Source organism: Pedobacter yonginensis, assembly GCF_003173595.1.
Lineage (GTDB): Bacteria > Bacteroidota > Bacteroidia > Sphingobacteriales > Sphingobacteriaceae > Pedobacter > Pedobacter yonginense.
Window position 1 is genome coordinate 1,093,683 of the sequence record NZ_QGNZ01000001.1, and the last position, 14,124, is coordinate 1,107,806.

At 35.0% G+C, this 14,124-nt stretch carries 15 protein-coding genes; 7 read left to right on the top strand and 8 right to left on the bottom strand.

The window, feature by feature from the left end:
• Positions 1-129: 129 nt before the first annotated feature.
• Positions 130-1,371 carry an ABC transporter permease gene (locus DHW03_RS04835; RefSeq protein ID WP_109924582.1) on the bottom strand — a complete coding sequence of 414 codons (1,242 nt, stop codon included), beginning with the start codon at positions 1,369-1,371 and terminating at the stop codon, positions 130-132.
• Between the two features lie 199 nt (positions 1,372-1,570).
• On the opposite strand from DHW03_RS04835, the gene queA reads away from it, so the two are divergent.
• Together queA and DHW03_RS04845 are read left to right on the top strand one after the other, a co-directional pair.
• The gene (gene queA / locus DHW03_RS04840; protein ID WP_109924583.1) at positions 1,571-2,620 is read left to right on the top strand and encodes a tRNA preQ1(34) S-adenosylmethionine ribosyltransferase-isomerase QueA; all 1,050 of its coding nucleotides are present in this window, start codon (positions 1,571-1,573) and stop codon (positions 2,618-2,620) included.
• A gap of 68 nt (positions 2,621-2,688) precedes the next feature.
• Positions 2,689-3,357, top strand: a complete 669-nt coding sequence (locus tag DHW03_RS04845; RefSeq protein WP_317046793.1) for a 2-C-methyl-D-erythritol 4-phosphate cytidylyltransferase — start codon at positions 2,689-2,691, stop codon at positions 3,355-3,357.
• Between the two features lie 272 nt (positions 3,358-3,629).
• On the opposite strand, the gene DHW03_RS04850 is transcribed toward DHW03_RS04845, so the two are convergent.
• The 6 genes from DHW03_RS04850 to DHW03_RS04875 all read right to left on the bottom strand — a co-directional run bounded on the left by DHW03_RS04850 (position 3,630) and on the right by DHW03_RS04875 (position 6,658).
• Positions 3,630-3,788: a lmo0937 family membrane protein gene (locus DHW03_RS04850; RefSeq protein ID WP_109924584.1), complete on the bottom strand. Its 159-nt coding sequence runs from the start codon at positions 3,786-3,788 to the stop codon at positions 3,630-3,632.
• 187 nt (positions 3,789-3,975) lie between these two features.
• Positions 3,976-4,197 carry a DUF2795 domain-containing protein gene (locus DHW03_RS04855; protein ID WP_010603503.1) on the bottom strand — a complete coding sequence of 74 codons (222 nt, stop codon included), beginning with the start codon at positions 4,195-4,197 and terminating at the stop codon, positions 3,976-3,978.
• Between the two features lie 85 nt (positions 4,198-4,282).
• Entirely contained in the window at positions 4,283-4,831 is a 549-nt protein-coding gene (locus DHW03_RS04860) for a cob(I)yrinic acid a,c-diamide adenosyltransferase (protein WP_109924585.1), read from the bottom strand.
• Between the two features lie 74 nt (positions 4,832-4,905).
• Positions 4,906-5,664 (bottom strand): ABC transporter ATP-binding protein, encoded by a 759-nt coding sequence (locus DHW03_RS04865; RefSeq protein ID WP_109924586.1) that lies wholly within the window; start codon positions 5,662-5,664, stop codon positions 4,906-4,908.
• A 53-nt stretch (positions 5,665-5,717) separates the two neighbouring features.
• Entirely contained in the window at positions 5,718-6,008 is a 291-nt protein-coding gene (gatC, locus tag DHW03_RS04870) for an Asp-tRNA(Asn)/Glu-tRNA(Gln) amidotransferase subunit GatC (protein ID WP_109924587.1), read from the bottom strand.
• A 2-nt stretch (positions 6,009-6,010) separates the two neighbouring features.
• Positions 6,011-6,658: a lysophospholipid acyltransferase family protein gene (locus tag DHW03_RS04875; RefSeq protein ID WP_317046794.1), complete on the bottom strand. Its 648-nt coding sequence runs from the start codon at positions 6,656-6,658 to the stop codon at positions 6,011-6,013.
• 377 nt (positions 6,659-7,035) lie between these two features.
• Between DHW03_RS04875 and trpS the strand changes: the two genes are divergently transcribed.
• The 3 genes from trpS (at position 7,036) to kdsB (ending at position 9,623) form a co-directional block, all read left to right on the top strand.
• On the top strand, positions 7,036-8,034 hold the full coding sequence (gene trpS, locus DHW03_RS04880; protein ID WP_109924589.1) for a tryptophan--tRNA ligase: 999 nt from the start codon (positions 7,036-7,038) through the stop codon (positions 8,032-8,034).
• Positions 8,035-8,239: 205 nt separating this feature from the next.
• Positions 8,240-8,854, top strand: coding sequence for a deoxynucleoside kinase (locus tag DHW03_RS04885; protein WP_109924590.1), 615 nt, complete (start codon positions 8,240-8,242; stop codon positions 8,852-8,854).
• Between the two features lie 13 nt (positions 8,855-8,867).
• Complete coding sequence (gene kdsB, locus DHW03_RS04890) at positions 8,868-9,623, top strand: 3-deoxy-manno-octulosonate cytidylyltransferase (protein ID WP_109924591.1); 756 nt, start codon at positions 8,868-8,870, stop codon at positions 9,621-9,623.
• A gap of 110 nt (positions 9,624-9,733) precedes the next feature.
• Here kdsB and DHW03_RS04895 read toward each other — a convergent pair whose 3' ends face one another.
• Positions 9,734-10,228 (bottom strand): GNAT family N-acetyltransferase, encoded by a 495-nt coding sequence (locus tag DHW03_RS04895; protein WP_109924592.1) that lies wholly within the window; start codon positions 10,226-10,228, stop codon positions 9,734-9,736.
• 434 nt (positions 10,229-10,662) lie between these two features.
• Between DHW03_RS04895 and DHW03_RS04900 the strand changes: the two genes are divergently transcribed.
• Positions 10,663-11,562 carry a HamA C-terminal domain-containing protein gene (locus tag DHW03_RS04900; RefSeq protein WP_133248500.1) on the top strand — a complete coding sequence of 300 codons (900 nt, stop codon included), beginning with the start codon at positions 10,663-10,665 and terminating at the stop codon, positions 11,560-11,562.
• Entirely contained in the window at positions 11,529-13,838 is a 2,310-nt protein-coding gene (locus DHW03_RS04905) for a helicase-related protein (protein ID WP_109924594.1), read from the top strand. The genes DHW03_RS04900 and DHW03_RS04905 overlap by 34 nt, the downstream gene beginning before the upstream one ends.
• The last annotated feature ends 286 nt before the right edge of the window (positions 13,839-14,124 follow it).

A 14,124-nucleotide genomic window follows, 5' to 3' on the forward strand; every position in this document is an offset into this window, starting at 1 on the left:
GGATAATTTTTAATGTATGATACCGGTCACCACGTACCATCGATATAAAGATATTCTTACCGACAAAGCCTGTAGAAATCAATTAATTGTTTCGCGAAGACAGGAACCACGGCGATAGATGATTTAGGGTTAACTTCTAATCGCCTCAACAGGATCTAACCTCGAAGCAGAGTATGCTGGCCAAAAGCCTGATATGGTGCCGATAATAACGGAAATTCCGATGCCAAGTATGATATTATTGAAACCCAAAATCACTTCGAAGCCCGATGCCGCTGTGATAATTTTGGCGAAAATAAACACGAAGAATAAGCCGAGCAATCCGCCCAAAATACAAAGTGATATGGATTCGAAAATAAACTGAAGCAAGATAAAGTAGTTTTTTGCCCCTAGCGATTTTTGAATACCAATAATGTTTGTACGCTCTTTCACCGATACGAACATGATGTTTGCTATACTAAATCCCCCAACTAAAATAGAGAAGCCCCCAATTACCCATCCTGCAAGGTTTACCATATTGAACATGGTATCTAACTGATTGGAAATCATAGTGGTTTTATTGAGTGCAAAGTCGTCCTCCTGACCTGGTTTAATTCGGTGAATAGAACGCATTAAGCCCGTTAATTCACTTTCAACTTCCTCTAAAGAAACATTAGTAGAACCTCTAACGGTAATTTGTGGATTGTATCTTTCGTTTTGAACATCCAAAATGCCTTTGGCGAAGTTAATCGGAATGTTTACACTTTTATCCAGTGAAGTGCCAAGCATATCTTCACCTTCTTTTTTGAATACGCCAACTACCGTAACCCTACGCCCTAAAATTTGAGCTTGTTTGCCAATTGGATCTTCACTTCCAAATAATCCTTCGGCAATATCCGCGCCCATTAAACAAACCGGCGATCCGTTTTTACTCTCATTATCTGTAAAATACCTACCCGCTTGTAATTCGAAACTCCAAGTTTTGTTAAAATCTTGAGAAGCACCTGTAACCGATATGCCCTCAACCGAACTACTTCTGTATTTTATCGTTCTATTTCCTGTCGAAATTTCAAAGGTAATGCCATCTGCATTTTCCATTCTATCACGAAGTGCAGCAAAATCTCTTAGCGAGGGCTCTGGGCGATTGACATATTTCCACCAAGGATAATCTCCAAAAATCCAGGGCCATTTCTGAACATATAAGGTATTCGAACCCAGCTTATCAACACTTGATTGCAATTTTGCCCTAAAACTATCTACTGCCGAAAATACGGCAATGATGGTAAAGATACCAATAGTGATTGCCAGAAGCGATAACATAGTACGCAACTTATTTTGACGCAACGCATCAAATGCAAAACGGAAGCTCTCGCCAATTAGCCTGAAGATTATCATAATTAGAGTTTAGACACAGAGGATAACAAAAGGTTACAACCCATTTTCAAAACTAATTAATTTTATACGATGGATGCAGTATAACAACACATTTTTGACCAAATAACAATCAAAACATAATATAGTACAAATGCGTTTGATAAAATAAGAAAAAGAAAAATTAAATTCGTATTTTTGCACCTCAAAAAATTCATCAGGAATGAAATTATCACAATTCAAATTCAACTTACCAGAATCTCTTATTGCCAACAATCCGGCCGAACAACGCGACGAAGCACGTTTGATGGTGTTGCATAAAGACAGTGGTAAAATTGAGCATAAAATATTTAAAGATGTTTTAGGTTATTTCGACGACAAAGACGTAATGATTCTAAACAACACGAAAGTTTTCCCAGCCCGTTTATATGGTAACAAAGAAAAAACTGGTGCTACAATCGAGGTTTTCTTATTGCGTGAATTAAATAAAGAGTTGCGTTTGTGGGATGTTTTAGTAGATCCTGCTCGTAAAATTCGTGTTGGTAATAAGTTATATTTTGGTGATAACGATTTATTGGTGGCTGAGGTTGTAGATAACACAACTTCCCGCGGTCGTACCATCCGTTTCTTATTTGAAGGAACTGACGAGGAGTTTAGAAGAAATGTTGAAATTTTAGGCGAAACACCGCTTCCAAAATACATTAAGCGCAAGGCTACTGCCGAAGATAAAGAACGTTACCAAACCATTTTTGCTAAGCATGAAGGTGCTGTGGCGGCTCCAACCGCAGGTTTACACTTTAGCCGTGAGTTGATGAAACGTTTAGAACTGAAAGGCGTTAACTTTGCTGAGGTAACATTACACGTTGGTTTAGGCACTTTTAGAACTGTGGAGGTTGAAGATTTGACTAAACACAAAATGGATTCTGAGCAATTTATCATTGAGCAAAAGGACGCCAACATCGTTAATAAAGCTTTAGAAGAGAAAAGAAGAATCTGTGCAGTAGGAACTACGTCTATGCGCTCTATCGAATCGGCTGTTTCCGCAAACAGAACTTTAAAGGCGGCAAACGACTGGACCAGTAAATTCATCTTCCCTCCATACGATTTCAGCATAGCCAACTCTATGATTACCAATTTTCATACACCAGAATCAACTTTATTGATGATGGTAAGTGCATTTGGTGGTTACGAAAACGTGATGAATGCGTATGAAGTTGCCGTAAAAGAAAAATATAAGTTTTATAGTTATGGCGATGCCATGCTAATTATCTAGCTTTCAGTCAAGTAAATATCAAGTATCTAACTCAAACGAGGTACTTGATATTTAAACTTTGATCCCTAATGATAAAATACTACGCTATAATTGTGGCAGGCGGTTCTGGTAATCGGATGCAGACTGAAACCCCAAAACAATTTCTGTTGCTTAACAACCTTCCGGTTTTAATGCATACGGTTAAAGCTTTTGCTTTAAGCGATTCTCAACCTAAAATTTTAATTGTACTCAATCAAGAACAGCATAACTATTGGGCTAGATTATGCGAGGAATTTAATTTTCGCATTCCACATGAGGTTATATCAGGTGGAACTGAACGATTCCATTCGGTAAAGAATGCAATAGATTCTATTGAAGGAGAAGGCGTTGTAGCGATACATGATGCTGTGCGTCCTTTAGTTTCAAAAACGCTGATTGACAACTGTTTTAACCATGCTGTGAAGACTGGAAATGCCATTGCAGCGGTACAATCAAGCGATAGCGTTCGGTTGCTCAAGGGTGAGAAAACTTCGGCCTTAAACCGAGATGAAATCTATTTGGTACAAACGCCACAAACTTTCAGCTTGGCCATTCTTAAAGAAGCCTATCAACAAGCATTTAATGCTAACTTTACCGATGATGCAAGCGTGGTAGAGGCCATTGGTTATGATATTAACATCACCGAAGGCGAAAGAAACAACATTAAAATAACTTACCCGATCGATTTAGAATTGGCAGAATTGCTCCTTAAAAAATAAGTTCTTTTTTTTGAAATCACTTAAAGCCAATCCGTGATGCTGAATAAGCCATCCGGAATGCTGAATTTATTTCAGCCCCTTAATCATAATTAAAACCTAAGTCAAACCATCTGCTGAATTTATTTCAGCATTTTAATCCATTTGGGTTTTGTATTAAACCGACCCACATTAAAATATAAAAAAAGGGAAGCTCAAAATAATGAGGTTCCCTTTTTAAGTTTTACTGATTTTAAGCTATGCTTATCTAATCAATAATGCTCGCTTTATGTTTATTATGCTGCCCTGCCAATCACTTTAAGCAAGATTGCAATTACTGCGATCACCAATAAAACGTGGATTATTCCGCCCACATCGCCGAAGCCGTGAAACACAAATCCTATGACCCAAAGTATTACCAATACTACTGCGACCAAATACAATAAATTTCCCATAGTGTTAATTTTTTTTAAGTAATTAAGTTTGATGTATTAACACTATGATTATACTTTTGTTTAAAAAATGTAAAGAAAAGTTCGAAATTGTTTTTCTGTATAGAGCCTACGGGCGTAGAAAAGTCGCAATTAGTTGGCAAAAAAAAAGCCCTGAATACTTCAAATTCAGGGCTTTACATGTTGGTTTTTAATATTCGTCTTCGTTGAAGAAAAAATCTTCTTTGGTCGGGTAATCTGGCCAAATTTCTTCAATCGTTTCATAAGGCTCGCCATCATCCTCTAATGCTTGTAAGTTTTCGATCACTTCAACAGGGGCGCCAGAGCGGATTCCGTAATCAATTAATTCATCTTTAGTTGCAGGCCATGGTGCGTCTTCCAAGTGCGATGCTAGTTCTAATGTCCAATACATATCTTCAATTATATTAAATTCTTGTTCTTAATAATGCGCAAAGTATATTAAAATTTTTGAGCAAAACAAACTTATTTATCAACTATTAAATTCGAGGAATCCAAATGTTTTCTTCTGCCTCAAAATCCATATTCAGTTTTCGTGCCAAAACAAATAAATAATCACTCAAACGATTCAAATAAATGGTTACACGCTCCTCTACAAAGCTATTTTCTGCAAGTTCTACTGTTAATCTTTCTGCTCTCCTACACACGCATCTGGCAATATGGCAGTATGAAACAACTGTATTTCCGCCAGGTAAAATAAAATGTTGTAATGCGGGTAGAAGTTCGTTCATGTCGTCCATCTCCTTTTCTAACAAGCTAATATCTGCATCATGCAAATCGGGGATCTTCATTTTAGATTTTTCCGGATCAGCCGCTAATGATGCGCCAATCGTAAAAAGTCTGTCTTGAATTTCTTTAAGCAACTTCTGATAAAGCGGATCAATGGCCTGACACATGATTAATCCAATATACGAGTTTAACTCATCTACGGTTCCGTAGGTTTCAATCCTTAAATGATATTTGGGTACACGGGTTCCGCCAATTAAAGATGTTTGGCCCTTATCTCCGGTTTTGGTATAGATTTTCATTTCAAAAAGGTTAAAAATGGGATAATTTAAGGGCTATTTTTTGAAACCCAGAAAATTCACAATAAACCTCGAAATTAATTAATTTTTTCCCAATCGCTACCACTTTCATTTAGTGCCTGTAAGCGTGGCGATACGGATTTAATTTCTGTATTTTGATAGTCGTTTTCAATCAATCCATCTCTCATACGTACAATTCGGTGTGCATGTTGGGCAATATCTTCCTCGTGGGTTACCAAAATAATGGTGTTGCCCTTGCTGTGGATTTCTTCGAGCAGCGCCATAATCTCAATAGATGTTTTTGTATCTAAGTTTCCTGTAGGCTCATCGGCAAGGATGATAGAAGGGTTGTTGATTAATGCTCTGGCAACGGCTACACGTTGGCGCTGACCTCCAGAGAGTTCGTTCGGCTTATGATCCATACGATTACCTAAACCAACATTCTCAAGTGCTTTTGCCGCTCTGGCATCCCTGTCCTTCTTACTCGTGCCAGCGTAAATTAAAGGGAGTGCAACATTATCTAAAGAGGTTGAGCGTGGTAGCAAGTTAAAGGTTTGGAAAACAAAACCAATCTCTTTATTTCGAACCTCTGCAAGTGCATCGTCCGTCATTTGGCTTACATTGGTTCCGTTTAAAATATAGGTGCCGCTAGATGGGGTATCTAAACAGCCTAAAATATTCATCAAAGTTGATTTACCAGAACCTGAAGGACCCATTAATGCCACAAATTCTCCCTTGTTAATATCTAATGAAACCGATTTTAAAGCGTGTATAACTTCTGTTCCAATTACATATTTACGACCAATTTCTTTTATAGTAATGAGCGGTTTCTCCATGTTTTTTCTTTTTTAGACAAGCTGAATGGTCGAGATGTTACAGTCGAGGAAAATTACTTTTCAATAATTTTAGGAACCATAAAAAACTGATCGCTGTGTTTAGCGGAATTTTTTAAACCATCTGCTGTCGAAATTTCTTGTTTAACCACATCTTCTCTCCAAACATTTACGGCTTCGTTCATGTACACCAATGGTTTAACCTGAGTGGTATCCAGCTCGTTTAATTTTTCCATAAAAGACAAAATCTTGTTCATTTCTGGAATGAGGGTATCTACCTCTTGCTCATCAATATGAATTCTAGCCAAATCGGCAATTTTATAAATGGTTTTTGCGTCTAAATTCATATCTATTCTATCTTACTATCAATCAGTTGGAAAACCTTTTCTTTCAATATATCGGCATCCAAATCAGCCAATTTTGAGGTATCAATCGGTTTGTGAATGTAAATATCGCAAATTCCCGGCTTACTTCCATACTTCGCGCCATCATCCCAATTGATTTTCCAAACATTAACAATGCTAACAGGCACTAAGGGAATGTTTTTGTCTATTGCCAATCGAAATGGCCCGTTTTTAAATTCACCGAGCTTTGGCGGATAGTTATCATCTATTTTCCCCTCCGGAAAAATGATTAAGCTCATCCCCTTTTCTAAATTTTCACCTGCCTTTTTAAAGGCTCGAAATGCCGATATTTTGCTATCTCGATTAACGGCAATATCGATGGTTTTAAAAAAAATGCCCAGAACGGGATTGTTTAGCAACTCTTCTTTCCCCATAAAATGAAATTTACCGTGGCACATGATGCAAAAAACCATAATATCCAAGTTTGAAGTATGGTTGGCACAATAAATATAGGTTTGCCTATCGCTTAATTTCTCTTCGTATGTATAGCGAAAAACAACACCTGAAAATAGACTACACAGGAAACTATTGGCTTTTCTGCAAAAGTTTAGCAATACATAGTGCTTCGGATTGCGAGATGTTAAGTAATACATCGGGTAAAAGAGCGCGAAGAAAAAGAGTATCCAGAATAAAAACCATATTCGGTGTACTTGCCTTAGAAAGTGAATCATAGATGTGTCAAAAATAGAAATTAGTTTGATAATTCATAAATCCCAACAAGATGGTCATATCCCTCTCTCATTTCCAGCGCATTACAATACACTAAATCTTCAAACTATACCATTCTGACAAATGGTCTATTGGTTGAATGGAGTATGGATACCGTACTCAATTTCAACAGCATAAAGCAGTTAGATTATTGATCTACAACATCAAATTCAGTTTGATTAGGCCGTTCAACTTGATAGAATCGGATAAAATTAAATCTATACCATAATTGCTGGTAATTTATTTTTAATTTCGTGCCATTATGAAAGAAACAGTGGTGAGTGGCATTAGGCCAACAGGAAAGCTACATTTAGGTAATTATTTTGGTGCGGTAACGAATTTTGTGAAGATGCAGTACGATTACAACTGCTATTTTTTTATCGCCGATTTACATTCTTTAACCACCCACCCTACTCCTGGTGATTTACATGGCTATGTGAAACACGTTTTGGTAGAGTATTTAGCTTGTGGAATAAATCCTGAGGAAACGACAATTTACGTTCAATCAGACGTTCCAGAGGTTTCGGAGCTCTATTTATACTTAAACATGAATGCCTATTTGGGCGAATTGGAGCGCAGTGCCTCTTTTAAAGATAAGATTCGTTCGCATCCAGAAAACGTGAATGCGGGTTTGTTAACCTACCCTACTTTAATGGCGGCCGATATTTTAATCCACAGGGCAACGAAAGTGCCTGTTGGTAAAGATCAGGAGCAACATTTGGAAATGACCAGAACTTTTGGAAACCGTTTTAACAGATTATACAATGCAGATTATTTCCCTGAATCTTTTGCTTTTAATTATGCTGAAAATCTGGTAAAAGTGCCGGGATTGGAAGGAAAAGGTAAAATGAGCAAATCTGACGGCGATGGCAATTGCATTTATTTGGCCGATAGCCCAGAAGTTATTCGTAAAAAGGTTGCCAGAGCGGTTAGTGATAGCGGACCAACGGAGGAAAACCAAACGAAGCCGGAAGCCATTCAAAACCTATTTGATTTGATGAAGATTGTTTCTACGCCAGATACCATTGAACATTTTGACGGTTTGTATAACAAAATGCAAATCCGTTATGGCGATATGAAAAAGCAGTTGGCAGAAGATATGATTGTTTTCAACACTCCAATACGCGAGCGTATAGAAGAATTATCGAAAGATGAAACCTATTTACGTCAAGTAGCGAAACACGGTGCATTAAAAGCCAGAGAAAGTGCACAAAAAACCATTAGGGATGTGCGTAATTTAATTGGGTTTAAAAGTTTTTAATAATTTTAATAGATTTGAGAAGCAATTGTTTTAACAGCTTTCGCAAAGCTCAAATCTATTCACTTATAAGCAGCATCTTAACTCAAATCTAATATCTCTTATCTAATACCTTTTAACTAATATCTCTTATCTAATATCTCGTATCTCAAATCTATTATCTCGTATCTCAAATCTATTATCTCAAATCTCATAATCTCTAATAAAAATGCACATAGCAATCGTAGGAAACATAGGCGCGGGTAAAACTACATTAACTGGTTTATTGGCAAAGCATTATGGGTGGGAAGCTTTATACGAAGCGGTGGACAATAACCCCTATCTGGAAGATTTTTATAGCGACATGAAACGTTGGAGCTTTAACCTTCAAATTTACTTCTTGAACAGTCGTTTTCAGCAGATTACCGAAATTGAAGTAAACAAAAGAAATGTTATTCAGGATAGAACCATTTATGAGGATGCGCATATTTTTGCTGAAAACTTGCATGACATGGCCCTAATGACCACAAGAGACCATGATAACTATAGAGCCATTTTTGACAACATCACTTCCTTTATAAAACCGCCAGATTTGTTGGTGTATTTACGTGCCTCGGTGCCCACTTTAGTTAATAACATCCAAAGACGTGGACGTGAGTACGAAGCGGGTATTCGGATTGATTATCTTTCTAAACTGAACGAAAAGTACGAGGCCTGGATTAAGGGCTACGATTTGGGTAAGCTGTTGATTTTGGATAAGGATAAATTGGATTTCACCAATAACCCTGAAGATTTAGGAACGGTAATTCAATCTATAGAAGCTGAAATAAACGGTTTGTTTTAATAAAGTATATCATATGCCAAAAATCATCGGAATTATCCCTGCACGCTATGCTTCTACCCGTTTTCCTGGGAAACCCTTAGTGGATATTGCTGGAAAAAGCATGATTCGACGGGTATATGAGCAAGCCATGAAAGCCGGCAGTTTATCAAAAGTGGTTGTAGCCACTGATGATGAAAGGATTGCTGATGAAGTAAAAAGTTTTGGCGGCGAGTCTGTTTTTACGGCTTCAACCCACCAGAGCGGAACGGATCGATGTGCAGAAGTTGCGGAGCAATTGCCCGAATACGACATTGTTATCAACATACAGGGTGATGAACCTTTTATTGAGCCTGCTCAGATTGATTTGTTGGCCAGTTGCTTTACAGAAGATAAGGTACAGCTGGCTACTTTAATTAAATCGATAGAAAGTCAGGAAAGTGTGTACAACCCAAATAGTCCAAAGGTGGTAATTGATGTTAATGGAAGGGCAATTTACTTCAGCCGAAGTCCCATTCCATTTATTAGAAACGGTGAACCAGGCGTTTGGGCAGAGAAACATCAGTTTTATAAACACGTGGGTATTTATGGGTACCGAACTGAATCCTTAAAAGCGATTACCAAGCTCCCTCCATCCTCATTAGAAATTGCAGAAAGTTTAGAGCAATTGCGATGGATAGAAAATGGATTTTACATTCAAACCAAAGTTACTGATTTAGAAACGGTTGCGATTGATACGCCAGAAGATCTTAAAAAGTTAAATAAACTTTTGAAAGCCCTGAAATTAGAATAAAAGCCAAATAACCATCTTTTAAATTCGTCGGTCGTGCTGAATTTATTTCAGCATCTTAATGGGTATTGATTTGCTCCAGTCTTTCACTTATAAGCTTAAACCGAAACAATTTATTTTATAGTGTATTCCATTTGAATATTGCATCTGTTGTAAGGCGTTGGCTTACCTTCAACTTTTGTAAAGCCTAATTTGTGGTATAAATTAATGGCTGGCTCTAAAATGGTATTGCTTTCTAGGTAAACTTTAGATGCGCCTAAAGATTTGGCTTTATCCAGAACGGCGGTTGCCAGCAAAAAACCGATATTTTTCCCTTGTGCCTTCGGCGAAACCGCCATTTTTGCCAACTCATAATCGTATTCGTCATCAGCCATTTTAATTAGCGCACACACGCCTACCACCACGCCTTGATACCGCGCCATTAAAATACAGCCTCCTTGATCTAAAATATAGCCTTGTGGGTTATCCAAAGCCTTGTAATCGGCGGCCTCCATGGTGAAATAGGTCGAAATCCATTCCTCATTTAGTGCTTTAAATACCGCTTGATATTCTGGTTTATAGTCGATGATTTCTATTTCTGGGCTGTATCTCTCTTTTTTATTTTCCATTAATTTTCTAAATACTAAGTTTGATTATCGGGGTGTTAAAGGGCTTTAATCATTAAGATAGAAGCTCAATTAAATTTCTTATAATCAGTTATTTACACGCTATCACGGTTAATTTGTGGCTATAAAATTAGTTATATTTTTTGTGTTTTTATTTCGCTAAATTGACTTTGAAATGCGAATGAAATATACTTTATGCCTGTGCTAATTATTAAGCAGTTGCAAAGTTTTTAATCTTGTTTGTTATCGAATTTAAAATAGATGCATGCAAATATGCAAGTTTCTCCGTTGAACACACGATGTCAGAGATTACGTCATTAAGCTATCTTACTGCAAGTTATCTCAACCTAATTTATTAGTAGAAAATGTAAACTTTTGTATATTTGAGAGTTAGGCGTTATGCCATTAACGACTGCAAACCAAAAACAGATGAACGAATGAGACAATCATTACTTGACCTAATAGAGAAAACAATTGTTTATCAATATGACTTGCCAAATACAACTGCAGGAATAACAAAAACTATTGTTTCAGTTGATAATGACCAATGTTTCAAATCAGTTAACAAAAACGACTTTACTGAAATTATCTACAATTCAATTTTAGAATACTCATTTAACGAATTTGAAATTGAAAATAAGGATTATGACAAATTACACTACATAGCCTTACAAAAAAGATTAAAATACAACCCAGATTTAGACCTTGACAAAAAAATTAAATACGGCTTTTTAGGAGAGGTTATATTGTTTAGTGTTTTATATGTTTTGTTTAAATCTCAGCCATTAATTGCAAGAGGATACTTCTATAATCCATTAGAAAATTCAGAAACGAAAGGATATGATTCTTACCATTTAATTGAAAATAATAATCAAACAGAACTCTGGTTTGGAGAAGTAAAATTCCATAGGAATTATAAAACTGGAGTAGATAGTATTTTTAAAAATATCGATAAAGCTATTTCAGATGATTATTTGAGGACAAATGTATTTGCAATTTCAAATCAAATTAATAATCTATATTATAAAGGTTCTAAAATAGAAACAGTAATTAAAGACTGGGAAGAAAACCCATATTTATCAATAATTGACGAACTTAAACAACATAATATGAAACTGGTTTATCCAGTAATGTTATTGTATGAAGAAGACGATTTAGGATATGATGATAGTATTAAAAATATTCCAAAATATATTATTGAAAAATACGCAGCGAATACTTTCAGTATAACTCTTGACTATTCTATTTTTTTTATTTTGGTACCCATGAAAGACGTAAAAGCAATTAAAGAAGATGTAATTAAATGGATAGAATTGAAGAAACCACTAATGTCTTAAGACAAATAAACAAATTCAATTCAAAAGAAATATCTGATGATATTCTTATTAAATCTGTATGCGATTATTTCAACGAAATAAAAAATGATACCCTAAATCAATCTGACTTAAAATTTCTAAAATACATTTCCAATGTTGCAGGCATACCTCATTATTTTGACATATTGAATCGCCAGTTCAATCAAGAGACAGAAATAGAAGAATATAATTTAAACACTTTTTCCTCATTGCTTTACGAAAGTACTTTACACACAAATGAGAATTTAAAAGTCCATAAATATCAAATGAAAATTATGGACCTGTTTCAAATAGGGAAATTGAACAGATATTTTTTATCAGCAAGCACTTCGTTTGGTAAAACTCATATTGTTTTTGAAATTATTAAAAAAATGAACTACGAAAACGTAGTGTTAATTTTCCCAACTATTGCGTTACTTTCTGAAAATCTCGAAAAGTTAATATCCGATGACAACTATGAGTATTTTAGAGGGAAATACAAAATTCATACTTTAAGCGAAGTCAGTGAATTTGAAGAAAACAACCTATTTATTTACACACCTGAACGATTTTTATCTTTCAAAGAAAAAAATCCAACTAGTATAACATTTAATTTCGCTTTTGTTGATGAGATTTATAAAATTGACAACGAATATTTAATTGATGAGGAAGTAAAAGAAAATGAAAGAGATGTTGCATATCGTTTGTCTGTGTTTTATGCTTTGGAAAATAATGTTGATGTCTTATTAGCCGGTCCATATATAGATTTTTATGATTCTACAAAAACAGGATATAATGGCTCATTTGACAAATTTCTTACTCAAAACGAAATTGAATTAATAAATTACAACCAGTATGAAATTGTAAGCAAATCGTATGAAGATATTAAGTCTAAGAAGCATATTGAAATTAATAAATTTTTAGAATTTGATTTTGTGTCCAATAAGAAAACAGATAGACTTATTGAGATAGTCAAAAAAATCAATGAAATCAATGAAAATACTATAATTTATTGTTCGACAAGAAATTACTCGGAGACATATGCTACAACACTTTTAGAATCAGATGTTTTGAATAATCATTCTGACAGTGATTATTCAGATTTCATAAAACATATATCTAAAAATTTCAGCAAAGATTGGACAATAATAAAAGCTTTACAAAAGGGAATTGGTGTTCACCACGGTTTAATACCAAAGTATATTCAAAAAGAGATTATCTCATTATTTAATACAGGTCAGTTAAAAGTTCTGTTATCAACAACTACAATTACAGAAGGCGTTAATACTTCTGCAAAAAACTTAATTGTACTTCATAGTAAAAAAGGAGATAAAGAACTTAAGAAATTTGACGCCAAAAATATTGCTGGAAGAGCAGGGCGTTTCTTATATCATTATTCAGGAAGAGTTATCGTTCTCCAGAATGACTTTATGAAAGCAATTGAATCTGAACCAGAAGGAATCAAACATAAAAATTATGATTTACAAGCACCAAAGGACGAAATTGACTTGTTTTACTCAAAGGACGAGTTTCTTTCAAAAGCCGACCAAGATAGAAAAAAAGATATAAAAGCTGAACAAGAAATAAGAGGAATTCCAGATGAAATATTTAACTTGTACAAGGTTGTAAGTAGACTTGATAAGATAACAATTTATGATGAAATCAAAAAATTATCGGCTTCTGAAATAGAATCAATTAAAACACTTATTAGGGTTGTCAATTATAAGATGGATATTGATTATGATGGTTTCCAAGTTATCTTGAAAGTAATTCGACCAATAGTAAAAAATCAGAAACTAATTTTCTTAATTGACTATAAAGGTTTAAATGGTGAATTTTCGACTTTAACTCATTTATTGCATTTCTATTTGACAGGTGGTTTTATTGGTTCTATAAAATATAAAATTTCACAGAATGTAAAAATTGACAAAGCAATTTCGGACACAGCCGAATTTGTTTATAACACCTTAAAATATCAGGTTGTAAAATACCTTGGCGTTTTTAACATTATGTATCGCTTTATACAAGCTCAAGACATTGGTAAAGCGTTTGAAGATGTTGCTGGTATTGACAAACTTTTAGTCAAACTTGAATATAATGCTTTGACAGATAATGGAAGAATTGCTAGTGACTATGGAGTACCCTCAAGTGTTTTAGAATATTACGAGAATATTGACAAATCAAAAGATATAAAAGCAAATTTTGACAATTACGAAATCAAAATATTTGACAGAATAGAAACAATTATCAACAGAACAGATAAAAGTACAAACGCATAACAGGGGTTGTGCAAAAGCGGGGCATTTGTACTAAATGTGAGCATTGGAATTCTAATCAACATTTCTGAGAAATTGAACATTTGTACTTCTAATTCCCCACCTTCGCAAAGCTCCAACGTTAGCTGTCATGCTATAGCGAATGTGCAAAGATCATACTTTGGAACAAATCAAGATAGAGATGGACAAAGATTTTAAATATTGGTTGAGTTAGATTGAGGTTTTACCAATCCAATTAATTGCAAGAGGAACTACGAATTCTACCCCCACCCCAAATTTTAACTGCCAT

Bases quoted from the DNA above. Each gene is read 5' to 3' on its own strand.
- DHW03_RS04835 (WP_109924582.1), bottom strand. From the start codon at position 1,371: ATGATAATCTTCAGGCTAATTGGCGAGAGCTTCCGTTTTGCATTTGAT.
- queA (WP_109924583.1), top strand. From the start codon at position 1,571: ATGAAATTATCACAATTCAAATTCAACTTACCAGAATCTCTTATTGCC.
- DHW03_RS04845 (WP_317046793.1), top strand. From the start codon at position 2,689: ATGATAAAATACTACGCTATAATTGTGGCAGGCGGTTCTGGTAATCGG.
- DHW03_RS04850 (WP_109924584.1), bottom strand. From the start codon at position 3,788: ATGGGAAATTTATTGTATTTGGTCGCAGTAGTATTGGTAATACTTTGG.
- DHW03_RS04855 (WP_010603503.1), bottom strand. From the start codon at position 4,197: ATGTATTGGACATTAGAACTAGCATCGCACTTGGAAGACGCACCATGG.
- DHW03_RS04860 (WP_109924585.1), bottom strand. From the start codon at position 4,831: ATGAAAATCTATACCAAAACCGGAGATAAGGGCCAAACATCTTTAATT.
- DHW03_RS04865 (WP_109924586.1), bottom strand. From the start codon at position 5,664: ATGGAGAAACCGCTCATTACTATAAAAGAAATTGGTCGTAAATATGTA.
- gatC (WP_109924587.1), bottom strand. From the start codon at position 6,008: ATGAATTTAGACGCAAAAACCATTTATAAAATTGCCGATTTGGCTAGA.
- DHW03_RS04875 (WP_317046794.1), bottom strand. From the start codon at position 6,658: ATGTATTACTTAACATCTCGCAATCCGAAGCACTATGTATTGCTAAAC.
- trpS (WP_109924589.1), top strand. From the start codon at position 7,036: ATGAAAGAAACAGTGGTGAGTGGCATTAGGCCAACAGGAAAGCTACAT.
- DHW03_RS04885 (WP_109924590.1), top strand. From the start codon at position 8,240: ATGCACATAGCAATCGTAGGAAACATAGGCGCGGGTAAAACTACATTA.
- kdsB (WP_109924591.1), top strand. From the start codon at position 8,868: ATGCCAAAAATCATCGGAATTATCCCTGCACGCTATGCTTCTACCCGT.
- DHW03_RS04895 (WP_109924592.1), bottom strand. From the start codon at position 10,228: ATGGAAAATAAAAAAGAGAGATACAGCCCAGAAATAGAAATCATCGAC.
- DHW03_RS04900 (WP_133248500.1), top strand. From the start codon at position 10,663: ATGAGACAATCATTACTTGACCTAATAGAGAAAACAATTGTTTATCAA.
- DHW03_RS04905 (WP_109924594.1), top strand. From the start codon at position 11,529: ATGGATAGAATTGAAGAAACCACTAATGTCTTAAGACAAATAAACAAA.